The organism is Clostridium carboxidivorans P7 (assembly GCF_001038625.1).
GTDB lineage: Bacteria > Bacillota > Clostridia > Clostridiales > Clostridiaceae > Clostridium_AM > Clostridium_AM carboxidivorans.
The window spans coordinates 1,760,079-1,776,166 of the sequence record NZ_CP011803.1 but is presented as its reverse complement, the minus strand read 5'-3'; the positions used below and the strand labels follow the sequence as shown (position 1 = coordinate 1,776,166).

Below are 16,088 nucleotides of genomic sequence, written 5' to 3'. Positions count from 1 at the left end.
AAAATAGTGTGGAATAGAAGGTGATAAACTATGAGAAAATCAGAAGATATTATATTTAAGTATTTGTATGATAAATGTAAAGAACAAAAAAGAAAAGGATTGACTGAAGTTCTAGGCTGCAGTACTAAAGAAATTGCGGATAGTTTGTCTCTTCAAAGAACAAATGTAAGCAGTATACTAAATATGCTATGTAAACAAGGAAAGATTTTTAAAATAAAGGGAAAACCTATTATATATTCTATAAATTTGTATGAAGGAGAACATGAAGATGATAAAAAATTTAAAAGAAATTCTGCAAATTTTAATACCCTTATTGGTGGAAATAGAAGTTTAAAAAAATGTATTGAACAAGCTAAAGCTGCTATTTTGTACCCTCCTAATGGATTGCATACTTTGCTTTTAGGTCCAACTGGTGTTGGAAAAACAATGTTTGCTGAAGTTATGTATAAATTTGCAATAGAAAAAGCGGTTATTCCTATAAATAGTCCTTTTGTAGCTTTTAACTGCGCAGATTATGCCAATAATCCTCAGTTAATACTAGCACATCTTTTGGGAAGTAAAAAAGGTGCCTTTACAGGTGCTAATAAAGATAAAGATGGTCTTGTGGATAAAGCTAATGGAGGAATATTGTTTTTAGATGAAATCCATAGATTGCCTCCTGAAGGTCAAGAAATGTTATTTATGTTAATTGATAAAGGAATATATACACCTTTAGGCGATATAGAGAAAAAGAAAATTAGTAAGGTGCGTATAATATGCGCAACTACGGAGAATGTGGATAGTGTGCTTTTAAGCACATTTACTAGAAGAATTCCTATAACAATAAATATACCAATGCTTAAAGACAGAAGTTTGGAGGAAAGATTCGAACTTATTTGTGAATTTTTTAGGACAGAATCAGAAAGGATTGGAAGAGAAATATTTGTATCAACTAACACAATAAGAGCTTTGCTTCTTTATAATTGTACAGGCAACATAGGACAATTAAAAGGTGATATACAGCTTGGATGTGCCAATGCATTTTTAAAGTATGTGTCTAAAGGTAAGAAAAAAATAGAAGTACACAGCACAGACTTTTTGAATAATGTAAGACAAGGATTATTATTATATAAACAAAATTCAGAAGTATTAGATAAAATAATTAATGAAGATATTGAATTGAATTTTAATTCTAAGATAACCAAACATAAGATCAAAATAAATGACAAATCCTTACCTAATAATTTTTATGAAAGTATTGAAAAAAGGATACAGGAACTTAAAGAGCGTGGTATAGAAGAAAATGATATTAATTTTTTAATGGCTTTTGATATAAAAAAGTATTTTAAAAAATATGTAGGCGAATTTGAACAAGAAGTAAAAAAAGAAGAATTATCTAAAATAGTAGATAAGAGAATAATCAATATAGTAGAAAAATTTTTAGACATTGCATCAAAGAAAATGAAAAAGGTTTTCCCAGTTAAGATATTTTATGGATTATGCCTTCATATTAGTTCAAGTATTGAAAGGATAATTCATAATAAAAATTTAATTAATCATAATTTAAATGAAATAGTAGAAAAAGATAGAGAAGAATATAAATTAGCATTAATTTTAGTAGACAAATTAGAAGATGAATTTAATATTAAAATACCATCAGAAGAAATAGAGTTTATTGCTATGTTTTTATGTGTAGATGATTTGGAGGGAGATAGGATAGCTTATAAGCCTATCATTGTAGTTGCCATGCATGGAAAAAGTACAGCTTCATCTATGGCTGAAGTGGCTAATAAATTGGTAGGTGGTGACAATGTATATGCTTATGATATGACGTTAGATAAAAATCCACAAACAGCTTATATAGAGCTTAAAGATTTTATAATAACAAATCATCAAGGATCAGGAGTAATGCTTTTGGTAGATATGGGATCTTTAGGAATGTTTGGAGAACTTATAAGTGAAGAAACGGGGATTGAAATAAGAGTAATTGATATGGTGTCTACATTGCTTGTTATTGAATGTGCAAGAAAAGCTCTTACTAATAATAATATAAATATTATATGTGAAGAAGCTAAACAATCAGTAAGTTTTTTAAATAATTATAATATAAGTTTAAGTGAAACTTATATACCAAGAAAGGATAACATAATAATAACAAATTGTATTACAGGTGAAGGTAGTGCCATTAAGGTAAAAAATATGATTGAAGAAAAAATAAATTTAGCATCAAAGGATATACAAATAGTTCCATTATCAGCTAGCGATAGGAAAGAGATGTATAATACTATAAATATATTATCTAAAAACAAGAAAATAATTGCTGTAGTTGGAACTGTAAATCCTAATGTGTATGGAATACCATTTATACCTGTTTCGGAACTTTTTTTAGATTCCAATTATACAAGACTAAAGGATATAGTAAACAGAGTGAAAACATTAGAAAACTTCTATAATGAAATATTTCAAAGCTTAGGAAATGAAATTAAGGAATTAAGTATGAGTGATTTTAAGCCTTTGTGCATAAATTTTTTAGATAATGTAAGAGAAAATATAACTGATAATATAGATATATATATGGTTTCAGGATTAATACTTCATTTAGCTTGTGCCATAATTAGATTGATTAATAAAGAAGATACACCTAAATGTATAAGAAAACAAAAAGTAATGAGTTATTCCAAAGAGTATAATTTCTTAAAGGAATCATTAAGACCAATAGAAAGGTTTTATAATATCAAATTTTCGGATGATGAATTTTGCCATATATTAATTATAATTTTAAATATAGTAAATATATAAAAAATTAGCATGTGTATAAAAATAAACTTGTATAAAAATATAATGTGTATAAATAAACATTATACACATTAATAAAAAACATCATGTGTATAGTATTTTAAAAATGTGTATAAAGGGTAAAGAAAGCATAGGGCAAATTTCCTATGTTTTCTTATTTGGCACGTGTTTTGCTATATAGATAAGCAAAGATAAAAATATTATTTAGGGGGAATTATTATGAATATTTTATTAGCATGTTCATCAGGAATGTCTACAAGTTTAGTAGTAAAAAAAATGCAGGAGGCAGCAGCAAAGAGAAACATAGAGTGTAAAATTTGGGCTGTTGCTCAAGACAAAGTAGAAGAAGAAATGAAAAAGGCAGATGTTTTATTAATAGGACCTCAAATGAGATTTTTAAAACAGAAATTTGAAACAATGGCAAAAGAAATAGGTATAAATATGGATATTATTAAGCCAATGGATTATGGAAGATGTGATGGTAATGCAATTTTGGATGCAGCTATAGATCTTATAAAAAAATAATTTTCAAGGAGCAAATTGATAACGTTTAATAGGTAAAGGAGTGAAAATTCATGAAAAAGTTTATGGAGATTATCGACAAATATTTGATGCCGGTAGCAGAAAAAATGAATAATAATGTATATTTGACAGTTATAAGAGACGCATTTATGTTAACGTTACCTTTAATTATATTTGGATCTGTATTTGTAGTTATAGCAAATTTACCATGGTGGTCAAAGGACCAAATGGCAGTATTGGCCAATTATTTAGGAGCAGCTAATAATTCTACAATGTCAATCATGGCATTGTTTGTGGTGTTTGGTATAGGATATAATTTAAGCAAGCATTACAAAATAGAAGCAGTTTATGGAGCAGCTGTATCAGTTGCTGCATTTATCATATTAACTCCTACTGTAGTTAAAGGAAAAAAGGAGATTGTAGATTCAGTACTTGCATTTGATAGACTAGGTGCTAAAGGATTATTTGTTGGAATGATTGCAGCATTTATAGCAACTGAAATTTATAGAAGAATTGTACAAAAAAATTGGACAATTAAGATGATAGAAGGAGTACCTGAAGCAGTATCAAAATCTTTTGCTTCACTAATACCAGCATTTATAACATTAAGTTTTTTCTTAATCATAAAAATAATATTTATGTTTACTCCTTGGGGCAATATGCATGATTTTATATATAGATTTGTACAAACTCCTTTAATGGCACTAGGATCTAGTTTGCCTGCTACTTTAGTGGCAATATTATTTACTCAGTTATTCTGGTTCTGTGGATTACATGGACAAATTTTAATAAATTCTGCTTTAGAGCCAATATGGAGATCATTGTCTTTAGAAAATTATCAAGCTTTTACTGCAGGAGCAAAACATTTACCTCACATAGTTACCAAACAGTTTATGGATACCTTTACTGTTTCAATGGGTGGAACTGGTATGACACTTGCTGTACTTGTGGGAATATTAATATTTGCAAGAAGTAAACAACTTAAGGAGTTAAGTAAAATAGCTACTCCACCAGGAATATTTAATGTTAATGAACCTGTAATATTTGGATTTCCAATAGTTTTAAACCCAATGATAATAATACCTTGGATTCTGGCTCCAATGGTAGTAACAGTTATTACTTATTTTGCTATGGCAACAGGAATAGTTCCACAGACTACAGGAGTTGAAGTATCATGGACAATACCAATATTCTTTAGTGGAGTGCTGGCCACAAATTCACTTAGAGGTGGAATTTTACAGCTTTTCAATTTTACAGTTGTACTTTTAATCTGGTTACCATTCATACTTACTATAGACAAACAATACAAAAAAGCTGAAAAAGAAGCAAAAGAAGCTATTGAAAAAGCAAAAAATAAAAGTATAAAAAATGAAAACAATTTAACAACTTAAACAAAAATAAAAGAAAAATTAGAGGTGTGTGAAATGGAAGAATTAGAGAATGTACCATTTGAATTAATATTATATGCAGGAAATGGAAGATCTTATTCTATGGAAGCAATACAAGAAGCTAAAAAAGGTAATTATGAAAAAGCGGATGAACTAATAAAAAAAGCATCAGAAGAACTTGGAAAGGCTCATGAATTTCAAACTAAATTAATTCAAGCTGAAGCAAATGGTGAATCAAAACCAGTAAATATTTTACTTGTACATGCGCAGGATCACCTTATGACAGCTATGACAGTTAGAGATTTAGCAACAGAAATAGTAGAACTATATAAAGTTAAGGTGGGAGAGACAATATGAGTATTAAATATAAATTTCCAAAAAATTTTTGGTGGGGAAGTGCAGCTTCTGCAACCCAAATGGAGGGAGCAGGAAGAGAAGATGATAAGGGATTAAGTATATGGGATTTATGGTATGAAAAAGAACCTAATAGATTTTTTCAAGGTATATCATCAGAAGTTGCATCAGATTTTTATCATAGATATAAAGAAGATATAAAACTGATGAAGGAAATAGGCCATAATTCATTTAGGTTTTCAATTTCCTGGTCTAGATTGATTCCAGATGGAACTGGAAGAATAAATGAAAAGGCAGTAGAGTTTTATAATAATGTAATAAACGAATTAATAAAAAATAACATAGAGCCTTTTGTAACATTATATCATTTTGATATGCCTCTAGAAATGCAGTACAAAGGTGGATGGGAAAGCAGGGAAGTAGTAGATGCATATGGTGAATATGCAAAGACTTGTTTTAAATTATTTGGTGATCGAGTAAAGGTGTGGATTACACATAATGAACCAATAGTTCCCGTAGAGGGTGGATATTTACACGATTTCCATTATCCTAATATAGTAGACTTTAAAAGAGGAATTCAAGTAGGTTTTAATACTATGGTTTCCCATTGTAAAGCAGTTAAAGAATTTAAAAGTTTAAATATACAAAATGGTAAGATAGGTGTAGTCCTAAATTTAACACCATCATATCCTAGAAGCAGTAATATAGCTGATTTAGAAGCGGCTAATATAGCAGATTTAATATATAATAGAAGTTTTTTAGAGCCAGTAGTAAAAGGAGAATATCCTAAAGAACTTATACAGTTGTTTAAAGAAAATGATTTATTACCTTGTGTAGAGAATGGTGATAAAGAATTGATAAAGAATAATCTAGTGGATTTTCTTGGAGTTAACTATTATATGCCAAGGAGAGTAAAAGCAAAGGAAAATATGCCTAATCCTAATGCACCAATGATGCCAGAAACTTTTTTTGACAACTATGAAATGCCAGGAAGAAAAATGAATGTTTACAGAGGTTGGGAAATTTATGAAAAAGGTATATATGATATAATGATTAATTTAAAAAATAATTATGGCAATATAGAATGTTATGTGTCAGAAAATGGTATGGGAGTTGAAAATGAAGAAAGATTTATTAAAGATGGTATTATTGATGACAGTTATAGAATAGATTTTGTTAAGGAACATTTAAAATGGCTTCATAAATCCATACAAGAGGGCTGCAATGTGAAAGGATATCATATGTGGACATTTATAGATAGTTGGTCATGGAGTAATGCTTATAAAAATAGATATGGATTTGTGCAATTAGATTTAAAAACACAAAAAAGAACTTTAAAGAAAAGTGCTTATTGGATAAAAGAAGTTTCTAAAAATAATGGCTTTTAAAATTATATATATATTAACATAGAAATCAAAATATCTTAAATAATAAGAGGTATTTTGATTTCTATTTTTTATACCACATATTTTACTGGTTTACCATAAAATTTACAATGTTGTCATTGTCTTTTCTTTGTAGTAAAGTATTCTATGTACTTAAACTATACTCAATAGTGTTCTGAAAAAATTTGAAATAAATTATATAAGGAGTGAGATATAAGGTGAATTTCGGTGACATTTATTTTACAACAATGGATCGAGGTATATTAGCAATAATTTTTGTATTTATAGCATTTGTGTCTAATTGGTTATTTTTTATATATGCAGGTTTTGCATCTAAAAATAAAAGACTAATATATGCAGCATTAGTGTATGCTATACCTTTTATTCTGACAATGCTTGATCAAGGAGATATAGCTTATAAAATTTGGTATATTTTTTGGATTGTTAGTTTTGTACATGCTTTAAAAGCAAAATCAGAATTCTTAAATAGAAGAAATACTATAAGAAAGCTTAAATATATGAAGAAAAATTAATAGAGAAAGGATATTGCAATGTTAAAAGGAAGCAGGCATGAAGAATTTAGATCTGGAGTATTTAAAACAACAAAAAAGAAAAATAAAAAGAAAATCTCAAAAAAATCAAATAAAGATTTACAAAGTGAAGCATTATCTTTAAATATTGAAGATAAATGGATAAAAAAGAAAGATGTAGTTATATTAATAAGCATTTTACTATTTATTATATGTGCAATTGTTAAGGTGCATAAATCTACTTATTACAATAATACCATATATTTGGATAAAAAAGTTACCACTTTGAAGGAAGCACTTAAAATTACTGATTCTCAAGCTTTAAAAATTAATAAAAAAGCTAAACTAAATGGAATCAATGGGTATATAAATGGTTCACAAAATATAATTAACAAAAAACCTAGATTGAGTATGGAATATATAAAAATTAATAAAGGCTTGATTAATAATGTTGAACATAGGATTAGTATCCCTATAGATCTTGATAATCAACAAATTTCAGGAATTTACTGCAGCAGAAATAAAAGCTATAGATTTGATAAATATGCTTTTTCATATGATAAAAGTAAGCTAGATATAAATGATATATATGATATTATAAATAAAAAAGTAGATATGAATAAAGTTCTGAGTGGATACAAGCCAAGTATAGATTTTGATATGTATAACAATACTTGTTCAATATATGTAACTTACTATAAAGACAAGGATGCAGAACAGGCTAAGAATAACTCTAGTGTTCAATATAGAATAGAAGTGGATTTAAGAACAAAGGAAATTAAGAATTTTAGTAAAAAGGAATAATAAGGAGTACTCTTTGTGGAAAAATTTTTTTATCATTTAAATTGTTTCCACAAAAGAGTACTTTTTATGTATAAAAGATACTAAACCTTATTTTCAATTTTTACTTAATCCATAAAAGATAGAACATGCTTTTTAGATTAATCTATAAATAGAGAAATTTCATCTATGCTTTTACGTATTTTATTTCTAAGCTTTTTATCAGCAGAATAGCCAATACTTACTACTAATCTGATTCTTTTAGATTTTGGTATGCTTAATAGTGTTTTTAATTCTTTTTCATTAAACCAACCCATAATGCATGTAGATAATCCCAATTCAGTAGCTGCAAGACATAAATGAGCAGTTGCAATACCAATGTCTATAGAAGAGTAATCTTGATTTTTAATAGTTCCTCCAATGCGAGCTTTAATATCCGATTTTTCTTCTAATATTATAATAAATGCTGGACACTTATCTGTAAATTTATTCATAACTAAGTTTTGAAGACATTTTGCGACTTTAGGTGATAGTTCTTTATTGTTTACAACTATGAATTTCCACGGCTGACCATTGCAGGCAGAAGGAGCAATTCTACATGCTTCTATGCAAGCTATTAGCTTTTCTTTTTCAACTGGTTTATCTATATAATTTCTGCAACTTTCCCTTTTATTAATTAGATCAAAATAATTATTCATAAATATGTTCCTTTCACAATTATTTTCATACAACTATATTTTTTTCAGCCCAATTTACTATATATTCTATAGCATGTTCGTCATTAGAACTGCATTTGTAATTTATTTTAGCTAGCAGTTTTTTATTCCCATTTGCTACGCAGAAACCATAACCTGACTTTTTTAAAAGCTCAAAATCATTCATATTGTCCCCAACTGCAATGGTATTAGAAATATCTATATTTATAATTTTACACAATTTTTGTAGAGCCTGTCCTTTGGACGTACCTAGAGGAAGTATTTCTAAATAATTTTCTCCACTTCTAACTATATTAAACTGCCCAAATTTTGAAATAAAATTATGTTCCAATATATCCAATTGATTTTCTTCACCTAAAATCAAAATTTTTGTCCAATTTTCAGTCCACAAGCTTTCTGGTATATCATAGTGAACATCTGATCTATTAGAAGCAAATCTTTTACTAAATCTACACTTATTAAATATATAAACATTTTCCTTACAATATATTTCTAATCCCAAATAGGAATACTGCTGTTTTATTTGTTTTAATATATTTTTAACTTCATCTTCTAAAAACAATTCATATATGGTTTCTTTTTTGCCATAATCATGAATTTTGGAACCATTATATAATATTACAGGTACATTTACATTAACTACATCCAAGTACTTTTTGGCAGATTCCAACATTCTACCTGTAGCAAAAGTGAATATTCCGCCTTGGGCTACAAATCTATTTATAGCTTCAATGTTATTTTTAGAAATTTTTTTATTGGAATTTAGCAGAGTGCCATCCATATCGGAAATTAAAAGATAACCTTTAAACTTTTTATTCATATGATTCCTCATCCTTCTAATTTTTTAAGTATATAAAGTACAAGAATAAATCCAGTAAGTTAATTTGTTTTTGTATATTTGAATGCAAATATAATATATATTTTATACTAAAAATTTAAATTGTCCAATATGGCAATAAAGGTACTTGTTAAAAAACTTTTTTAAGAATAAAAATTGCAAAAATTAAACACAGTAAAAATGAAGATATTATAACAGTAAAAACTTTAAATGTAAACATAAAAGAAGGTATCAAATTATAAAGTATAGATGGTATTAAATACAAAAAAATACCTAAAAGAATGTATATTAAAAGGTCATTTAAATTTAAGTTTAAGTTAAAAGTTTTTCTTATTTCATACAAATTTAAGATTAAAGTTGAAAGAGAAGTTAATATTAAACTTATACCACATCCATATATGTTTATCCAGGATATACCTGTAAGGACATATAAAAGAACTAGTTCTTCCAAAGATACAATTAATGAATTTCTAAGGATAATATTTTGTTTGCCTAACCCATTTAGTATTGCAAAAGTTGTTACAGCAGTGTAAGTAATTGGTGCACAAAGGCAGGCAAATCTTATATAGTTTCCTAAGTCTGTTCTGAAAAAAAATAGCTTGCCTAATTCATTAGGAATAGTAATACAAATAGCCATTGTAGTAATTCCAAGAAGGAAAGCAATTTTTATAACTTGGGTTATTCTAGTTTCTATTGACCAGTAATCTTTTTTACTTAGTTTTTCAGATAAATCAGGTACAAGTACTGTGGATATAGAATTTACAATTGTAATAGGAAAAAATATTATGCTTAAAGTCATGGACTTAAATTTACCTATCATAGATAAGGCTAGAGAATATTCTATTCCTGAACTAACAAGTCTTCTTGGTATTATTAAAGCTGATATTGCAGATAATCCTGTAGTCAAAAATCCATTTATACACAAAGGAAAAGATATAATAATTATATTAAATAGAAGTTGAAGTTTATCTTCTTTAGTGTTAAAGGTGATTCCAAGTTGCAATTTTTTTTTCTTATAAAAAATATAAAGCAAAATTAGACTTATGCCTTCACCTAATGTCAAAGTTACAAAAGCAGCTGTAACGGTAGTTGAAACTTCTTTAAGGAATAATGTGGTTACAATGCTGAGAAATATAACTATTCGTGCAAATTTTTCAAATATGTCTATGATAGCAGGTATTTTAATGTCTGAAACACCATAAAAATAGCCTTTAAGTATTGAAGAAAGTGCAATAAAAAGCATTGCAGGGCAAAAGGCTTGTATACAATGTATAGTTCTAGAATCTTCTATTATATTATTACCTATGTATGAAGCAGATATAAATACACAGCAAATAACCATAATTGACCAAATTGAATCAAACAGCATAGATATATCTATAGATCTGTTTAAATTTCTAAAATCATTTTTACTATAATAAATTGCAGCAACCTTTGATATAGCAGTTACCATACCACCACATATAAGGCATATAAATAAATCGTATATAGGCATTACTAGCCCATAAAGGCCCATACCTTCAGCTCCCATTTTACGGGAAAGTATTATGGAAAATACAAAACCAAAAATACCAGTAATTAAGTTAGATAATATTAATGTGAGTGAATTTTTTAAAAATCTATCTCTTACCAAAATAAAACCTCATTTACATCAAATTATTAGTATTTATATATATGCTTTTAATTTGAAAAGTATAATAAGTGCTAAATTTTATGCTATACTAAAATTGAAAGTTATTTAGAAGGGGATGTTATTTATGGTTAAAATGACTTGTATTGTTTGTGGTGTACAAATAAATGAAAAAAATTATAATTTTAATAAAGAAGCATTTACAAATTCAAATAGTAATGAAAAAATTATGTATTGTCCATTTTGTGGAGCACCAATGGAATATTTAATAGAAAATGGAGAAGAAATAAAATATGATAGGAATAAATTAGATGAGAATGCTTTGAAAATAATAGATCATGCAGTTAAATTGGAAGTTTTTAATGGAGACTTTTATAAGAAGGCTTCAGATATGGCAAAGGATGAAAATATAAAAAATATGTTTAAGGCTTTATCAAGTATAGAATATATGCATGCTAGAATTCATAAAAAAATAGCTGGTATTAAAGAAATGCCAGTACTTAGAAATATGGATTATTCAAAATACAACACTGATGAAGCTTTGCTTGCTGCAGCTTGTCAAAGAGAAAAACATGCTGTAGAGTATTATAAGAAGTATGGAAAAGAAATTCATGAAGAAAACATTGTAAAGATATTTAATGTACTTTCTAAAGTTGAAGAAGAACATATAGTGCTTACAAGTGAATAGTTGAAAATTAATTATGGCTTTTATTTAAAGTTTTAATAAATAGCTTAAGAATATACATATACAGTAAATTTTAAAAATATATATATCTTAAAGAAATCTTGTATGAGGGGATGTATGGTGAAAAAATTTTTTAAAATTTTACTGTTGTTTTTTTGTATAATTTTTATAATTATTATGATAAAGAAGCATTATTATAATGATTATAGCGTTAAAAATTTAAATATGAATGTCAAGGGGTTAAAATATAACATAAAATATAAAGGTTTAAAATCATCAGTGGATTTTACCATGGACAATGATGGAAATTATTACATAGCATACAAGGATAAGATACAAATTATAAAAGGTAATGGTAAAAGCTACTATTTGTTTAAAAATAGTAATTTAAATATTTATAGTATAGAATACTTTAATAATAAGTTGTATTTTTCATCAGATACTAAGATATATTGCTATGATATTAAAAATGACAAAACTTTAGAAATAATTAAAGATATACCCAACTATGGAGATTATAAGAATAGTATTATAAAAATAAGAGGCAACTATCTTTATATAGCAGTAGGAGCAGCTACAAATTCAGGTGTAGTGGGTGAGGATAACAAATGGATTAAAGAAAATCCATATAATCATGATATATCTCCAAAGGACATAACATTAAAAGGTATAAATTTTGGAAAATTTAAAACTGGAGCATATCAAAGCTATAAAACTAAAAGTATAAATGGTCAAATAATTCCAGAACATTTCCCAGGTAATTCCAGTATACTAATATATAATCTGAATACTGGAAATATGGAAACCATGGCTTGGGGCATAAGAAATGTAACAGGAATGGATTTTACAAGCGAGGGTAAATTAATAGCAGCAACAGGTGGAATGGAAGACAGAGGAGTAAGACCTGTTAAAGGTGATACGGATTATATATATGAAATAAAAAGAAATACTTGGTATGGATGGCCTGATTATAGTGGAGGAGATCCTGTTACATCTCCTAAATTTAAAGGAAAGGCAAATTCCATGCTTCAATTTGTATTAGAAAATCATCCAACTACAAATCCTCCAGCACCACTTTATCAGCATAAAACTTTAAGCAGCATAAAATCATTAGCTGTAGATAATAATGGAAATTTAAGTGCTAAAAATGCTATGTACTTTTATGATATAAGTAATAAAATACTATATAAATTTAATGGTGCAGGAGCTATTGAGGAAGAAGTTAAATTTAATAAAGGTGATGTTTGCAGCTTAAAATTTTATGAAAAAGGTTTATTAATACTTGACGGAGAAGAAGGATATTTATATAGTATAGAAAAAGGAAATATTAACAATGCCTTAAAAGTAAATAAAAGTATTTATTTTTATTTATTAGCATTGGTTGTTGTTCTTATAATAATTTTATTAAAAGCTGAAAAAAACTAAGTTAAATTTTAAAAACAAAAGGGAGATAGAGTTATAAATGAAAAACAAATTTGAAAGTACGTATGGTAACGCATTAAAAGGTATAATGCATGCAGTTAATCCTCTTAAAAAAAAGCTTTTGAAAACTTATTGTACTGTTCACAAGTTTATAATAATACAGGCAATTGAAATATTAAAAAATGATGGATATAAAGAAGAAGCTAATTTTTTTAAAAAGCACATAGCTAGTCTTAATAATGGTGTAACATGGGCAGATCAAGATTTTAAAAGTTCAAATCATTTTTATCATGTAACTAGAGGTAAAGGATTATATGGATTTTCGGATGCTTTAACAGAATGTAAAAAATATTATAATAGATCAATAGCATTTATTGATGCTGGTGATGTATCTAAAGCATTATTTTATTTTGGAGCTGCTTGTCACCTGGTGCAAGATACTACAGTACCACAACATGTGAATAATAAACTTTTAAAAAGCCATAGAAAATTTGAACTATGGATTATAAGTAGGCTTATGACGGATTATTCTTTTATAGCTAAAGATGGTACTGTAATATATGATGAAATAGAAGATTATATAGTTAATAATGCTATTATGGCAAATAGCACTTATATTAAGAACTTGGCAATACATTCTAGAGATGAAAGATATTCTAGAATAGCTACTACAATACTAAAAGAAGCACAAAGAACTACAGCAGGTCTTATGGTTAAATATTACAAAGATATAAATAAATATAAAATTCTTCCTTAATTTGGAGGAATTTTTTTTCTTTTGCAGAAAGTATATAAAAGGTGGTGATTGTATGAAAAAAGAGATTTTTTTGAATATGGAAAACCAAATTTTTAAAGGCAATGTGCTTGATATAGGTTTTGAAAACAATGGAATCATATATAATGTATGTAAAGAGGGAAGTGAAGATATAAACATTAATTATATAACTGGAAAGGAAGAAGAGACAAATGTAAAGAATAATTTTTATGATATCTGTATTTTATTCTTTTCTTTTAGCAGTATATGGTTTAAAATGAACAAGAAAAGTTTTATAAAAAATATATATAATTATTTAAATAAAGATGGAATCCTTTATATATGGGATATAGATAAAGGATACAAAAAAACATTTTCTGGTACTATAAATGTAACAATACCAGGAAATAAAATTAAACAAATAAAAATTAAGGATTTAAATATATTTAAAGACAATTCTAAAGATAATACAGTTAGTATTTTAGAAAATTATTTTGATATAACAGAAGGTAATGCTTTAAATGGCATTTATTATATTAAAGCCAAAAAGAAAAGCAAAATAAAAATTAATGCTTATAAAGAAGAAAGCTTGCAGGAAGGAAATGAAAAAAAAGATGAAAGTAGTATTAACAGCGCTTAATTCAAAATTTATTCATAGTAATTTAGCTATAAGGTATTTAAAAGCATATACTAAAGATTTAAATTATGAATGTATAATTAGGGAATTTACTATAAATGATAGAAGGGAAAAGGTTTTAGAGCAGCTTATAAAGGAAGAACCAGATGTAATAGCTTTTTCATGTTATATATGGAATATAGAATTCATACAAGGATTAGCAAAGCTTATTAATCTTGTTAACCCAAATATAAAAATACTTTATGGTGGACCAGAAGTATCCTATGACAGTCTAAGTTTTTTAAAAGAAAGTGTTGGAGAATATGTAATTGTAGGTGAAGGTGAGGAAACTTATAGAGAATTTATAAATTGGCAATTGGAAGAAGAAACTTTAGAAAAACTTAAATCTATTAAGGGATTGAGCTTTAAAATTGGAGAAGAAGTTTATTTTAATGGTGATAGAGAGCTTATGGATTTAAACAAGGTTATTTTTCCATATAATGAACAAGATAATTTACAAAATAAAATAGTATATTATGAAGCTTCCAGAGGATGTCCATTTAACTGTAAATATTGTTTATCATCAACAACTCATGGAGTTAGATTTTTTGATATAAATAGGGTAAAAAAAGAATTGAGATTTTTAGTAGACAAAGGAGCTAAGCTTGTAAAATTTGTTGATAGAACTTTTAATTGCAATGTGGAATTTGCTATGGATGTATGGAAGTTTTTAACAGAATTAGATACAGAAGCTACTTTTCATTTTGAAATTTCAGCAGATATTTTAACAGAAGAAGAAATAAAGCTTTTATCTAATGCTCCAAAGGGTAGAATTCAATTTGAAGTTGGAGTACAAACTACAAATAATGAAATTTTAAAGAATATAAATAGAAATGTTAATTTTGAAGATATAAGAGAAAAAGTAGAAGAGCTGGAAAGTATAAAAAATATAAAGCAGCATTTGGACCTTATAGCAGGTCTTCCAGGAGAAAATATTAAATCCTTTAAAAAATCTTTTAATGATGTGTATTCTATAAGGCCTGAGGAAATACAATTGGGATTTTTAAAACTTTTAAAGGGATCACCTATGAGAGAAGAAGCTCTAAAGTGGGGAATGGTATATTCACCTTATACTCCTTATGAAATTCTTAAAACAAAGGATATAAGTTATAATGAAATAATTATATTAAAAAGAATAGAAGAGGTGCTGGATAAGTATTATAATTCTAGAAAATTTGATAATGTATTAAATTATTTTTTACCAAAGTTTAAGACTCCTTTTGATTTTTATAGGAGTTTAGGAGAGTTCTTTTATGATAAAGGATACTTAAACAGAAATATATCTTCTGCAGAATACTATAGGGCTTTTATAGAATTCAATGAAGAAAGCCTTAAAGAAAATAGTAATAAATTGAAAGAGATAATAAAATATGATTATTTGAAATTTAATAAGAAAAAGTGGATTCCAGAATTTTTAGTAAGGGAAAGAAATAAGGAAGAAGAAAGAAAAATAAAAGAAAAAATTATGGATGAAGGGATAAAACTATCTAAAAATTATCACATGGAAAAGTTTTTTGTGGACATAAATAAGTATGTCAATGAAAATTTATTAGAAGAAAAGCAGTGTTACATTTTATTTGATGAAAGTGATGAAAATGAAATACAAATAGATATGTAATATTTAAGATACTTT

Annotated in this window: 15 protein-coding genes; 12 read left to right on the top strand and 3 right to left on the bottom strand. The window is 26.9% G+C overall.

Annotated elements, in window-relative coordinates; all coding sequences use genetic code 11:
• Positions 1–30: 30 nt before the first annotated feature.
• From Ccar_RS07685 to Ccar_RS07655, 7 genes are all read left to right on the top strand, one after another.
• Positions 31–2,778, top strand: a complete 2,748-nt coding sequence (locus tag Ccar_RS07685) for a sigma-54-dependent transcriptional regulator (protein WP_007061605.1) — start codon at positions 31–33, stop codon at positions 2,776–2,778.
• Between the two features lie 216 nt (positions 2,779–2,994).
• Positions 2,995–3,300, top strand: coding sequence for a PTS sugar transporter subunit IIB (locus tag Ccar_RS07680; protein ID WP_007061606.1), 306 nt, complete (start codon positions 2,995–2,997; stop codon positions 3,298–3,300).
• Between the two features lie 50 nt (positions 3,301–3,350).
• Entirely contained in the window at positions 3,351–4,688 is a 1,338-nt protein-coding gene (gene celB, locus Ccar_RS07675; protein WP_007061607.1) for a PTS cellobiose transporter subunit IIC, read from the top strand.
• 33 nt (positions 4,689–4,721) lie between these two features.
• A complete protein-coding gene (locus Ccar_RS07670) occupies positions 4,722–5,042 on the top strand; it encodes a PTS sugar transporter subunit IIA (RefSeq protein ID WP_007061608.1) in 321 nt (106 codons plus the stop codon).
• On the top strand, positions 5,039–6,427 hold the full coding sequence (locus Ccar_RS07665) for a glycoside hydrolase family 1 protein (protein ID WP_007061609.1): 1,389 nt from the start codon (positions 5,039–5,041) through the stop codon (positions 6,425–6,427). Before Ccar_RS07670 ends, Ccar_RS07665 begins: the two co-directional genes overlap by 4 nt.
• A 215-nt stretch (positions 6,428–6,642) precedes the next feature.
• Positions 6,643–6,957, top strand: a complete 315-nt coding sequence (locus Ccar_RS07660) for a hypothetical protein (protein WP_007064710.1) — start codon at positions 6,643–6,645, stop codon at positions 6,955–6,957.
• A gap of 18 nt (positions 6,958–6,975) precedes the next feature.
• Positions 6,976–7,758, top strand: coding sequence for a hypothetical protein (locus tag Ccar_RS07655; RefSeq protein ID WP_007064711.1), 783 nt, complete (start codon positions 6,976–6,978; stop codon positions 7,756–7,758).
• Positions 7,759–7,895: 137 nt separating this feature from the next.
• Here Ccar_RS07655 and Ccar_RS07650 read toward each other — a convergent pair whose 3' ends face one another.
• The 3 genes from Ccar_RS07650 to spoVB form a co-directional block, all read right to left on the bottom strand.
• On the bottom strand, positions 7,896–8,432 hold the full coding sequence (locus Ccar_RS07650) for a nitroreductase family protein (RefSeq protein WP_007061612.1): 537 nt from the start codon (positions 8,430–8,432) through the stop codon (positions 7,896–7,898).
• A gap of 25 nt (positions 8,433–8,457) precedes the next feature.
• Positions 8,458–9,270, bottom strand: coding sequence for a Cof-type HAD-IIB family hydrolase (locus tag Ccar_RS07645; protein WP_007061613.1), 813 nt, complete (start codon positions 9,268–9,270; stop codon positions 8,458–8,460).
• Between the two features lie 148 nt (positions 9,271–9,418).
• Entirely contained in the window at positions 9,419–10,921 is a 1,503-nt protein-coding gene (spoVB, locus tag Ccar_RS07640) for a stage V sporulation protein B (RefSeq protein ID WP_007061614.1), read from the bottom strand.
• A gap of 124 nt (positions 10,922–11,045) precedes the next feature.
• Between spoVB and Ccar_RS07635 the strand changes: the two genes are divergently transcribed.
• From Ccar_RS07635 to Ccar_RS07615, 5 genes are all read left to right on the top strand, one after another.
• Positions 11,046–11,606, top strand: coding sequence for a ferritin-like domain-containing protein (locus Ccar_RS07635; RefSeq protein WP_007061615.1), 561 nt, complete (start codon positions 11,046–11,048; stop codon positions 11,604–11,606).
• Between the two features lie 114 nt (positions 11,607–11,720).
• Complete coding sequence (locus tag Ccar_RS07630) at positions 11,721–13,028, top strand: PQQ-dependent sugar dehydrogenase family protein (protein ID WP_007061616.1); 1,308 nt, start codon at positions 11,721–11,723, stop codon at positions 13,026–13,028.
• Between the two features lie 37 nt (positions 13,029–13,065).
• Positions 13,066–13,782 carry a zinc dependent phospholipase C family protein gene (locus Ccar_RS07625; RefSeq protein ID WP_007061617.1) on the top strand — a complete coding sequence of 239 codons (717 nt, stop codon included), beginning with the start codon at positions 13,066–13,068 and terminating at the stop codon, positions 13,780–13,782.
• A gap of 52 nt (positions 13,783–13,834) precedes the next feature.
• The gene (locus tag Ccar_RS07620; RefSeq protein ID WP_007064714.1) at positions 13,835–14,419 is read left to right on the top strand and encodes a hypothetical protein; all 585 of its coding nucleotides are present in this window, start codon (positions 13,835–13,837) and stop codon (positions 14,417–14,419) included.
• Positions 14,394–16,073: a B12-binding domain-containing radical SAM protein gene (locus tag Ccar_RS07615; RefSeq protein ID WP_179945243.1), complete on the top strand. Its 1,680-nt coding sequence runs from the start codon at positions 14,394–14,396 to the stop codon at positions 16,071–16,073. The genes Ccar_RS07620 and Ccar_RS07615 overlap by 26 nt, the downstream gene beginning before the upstream one ends.
• Positions 16,074–16,088 lie beyond the last annotated feature (15 nt).

Coding starts and splice junctions, on each gene's coding strand:
- Ccar_RS07685 (WP_007061605.1), top strand. CDS start 31: ATGAGAAAATCAGAAGATATTATATTTAAGTATTTGTATGATAAATGT.
- Ccar_RS07680 (WP_007061606.1), top strand. CDS start 2,995: ATGAATATTTTATTAGCATGTTCATCAGGAATGTCTACAAGTTTAGTA.
- celB (WP_007061607.1), top strand. CDS start 3,351: ATGAAAAAGTTTATGGAGATTATCGACAAATATTTGATGCCGGTAGCA.
- Ccar_RS07670 (WP_007061608.1), top strand. CDS start 4,722: ATGGAAGAATTAGAGAATGTACCATTTGAATTAATATTATATGCAGGA.
- Ccar_RS07665 (WP_007061609.1), top strand. CDS start 5,039: ATGAGTATTAAATATAAATTTCCAAAAAATTTTTGGTGGGGAAGTGCA.
- Ccar_RS07655 (WP_007064711.1), top strand. CDS start 6,976: ATGTTAAAAGGAAGCAGGCATGAAGAATTTAGATCTGGAGTATTTAAA.
- Ccar_RS07650 (WP_007061612.1), bottom strand. CDS start 8,432: ATGAATAATTATTTTGATCTAATTAATAAAAGGGAAAGTTGCAGAAAT.
- Ccar_RS07645 (WP_007061613.1), bottom strand. CDS start 9,270: ATGAATAAAAAGTTTAAAGGTTATCTTTTAATTTCCGATATGGATGGC.
- Ccar_RS07635 (WP_007061615.1), top strand. CDS start 11,046: ATGGTTAAAATGACTTGTATTGTTTGTGGTGTACAAATAAATGAAAAA.
- Ccar_RS07630 (WP_007061616.1), top strand. CDS start 11,721: ATGGTGAAAAAATTTTTTAAAATTTTACTGTTGTTTTTTTGTATAATT.
- Ccar_RS07625 (WP_007061617.1), top strand. CDS start 13,066: ATGAAAAACAAATTTGAAAGTACGTATGGTAACGCATTAAAAGGTATA.
- Ccar_RS07620 (WP_007064714.1), top strand. CDS start 13,835: ATGAAAAAAGAGATTTTTTTGAATATGGAAAACCAAATTTTTAAAGGC.
- Ccar_RS07615 (WP_179945243.1), top strand. CDS start 14,394: ATGAAAGTAGTATTAACAGCGCTTAATTCAAAATTTATTCATAGTAAT.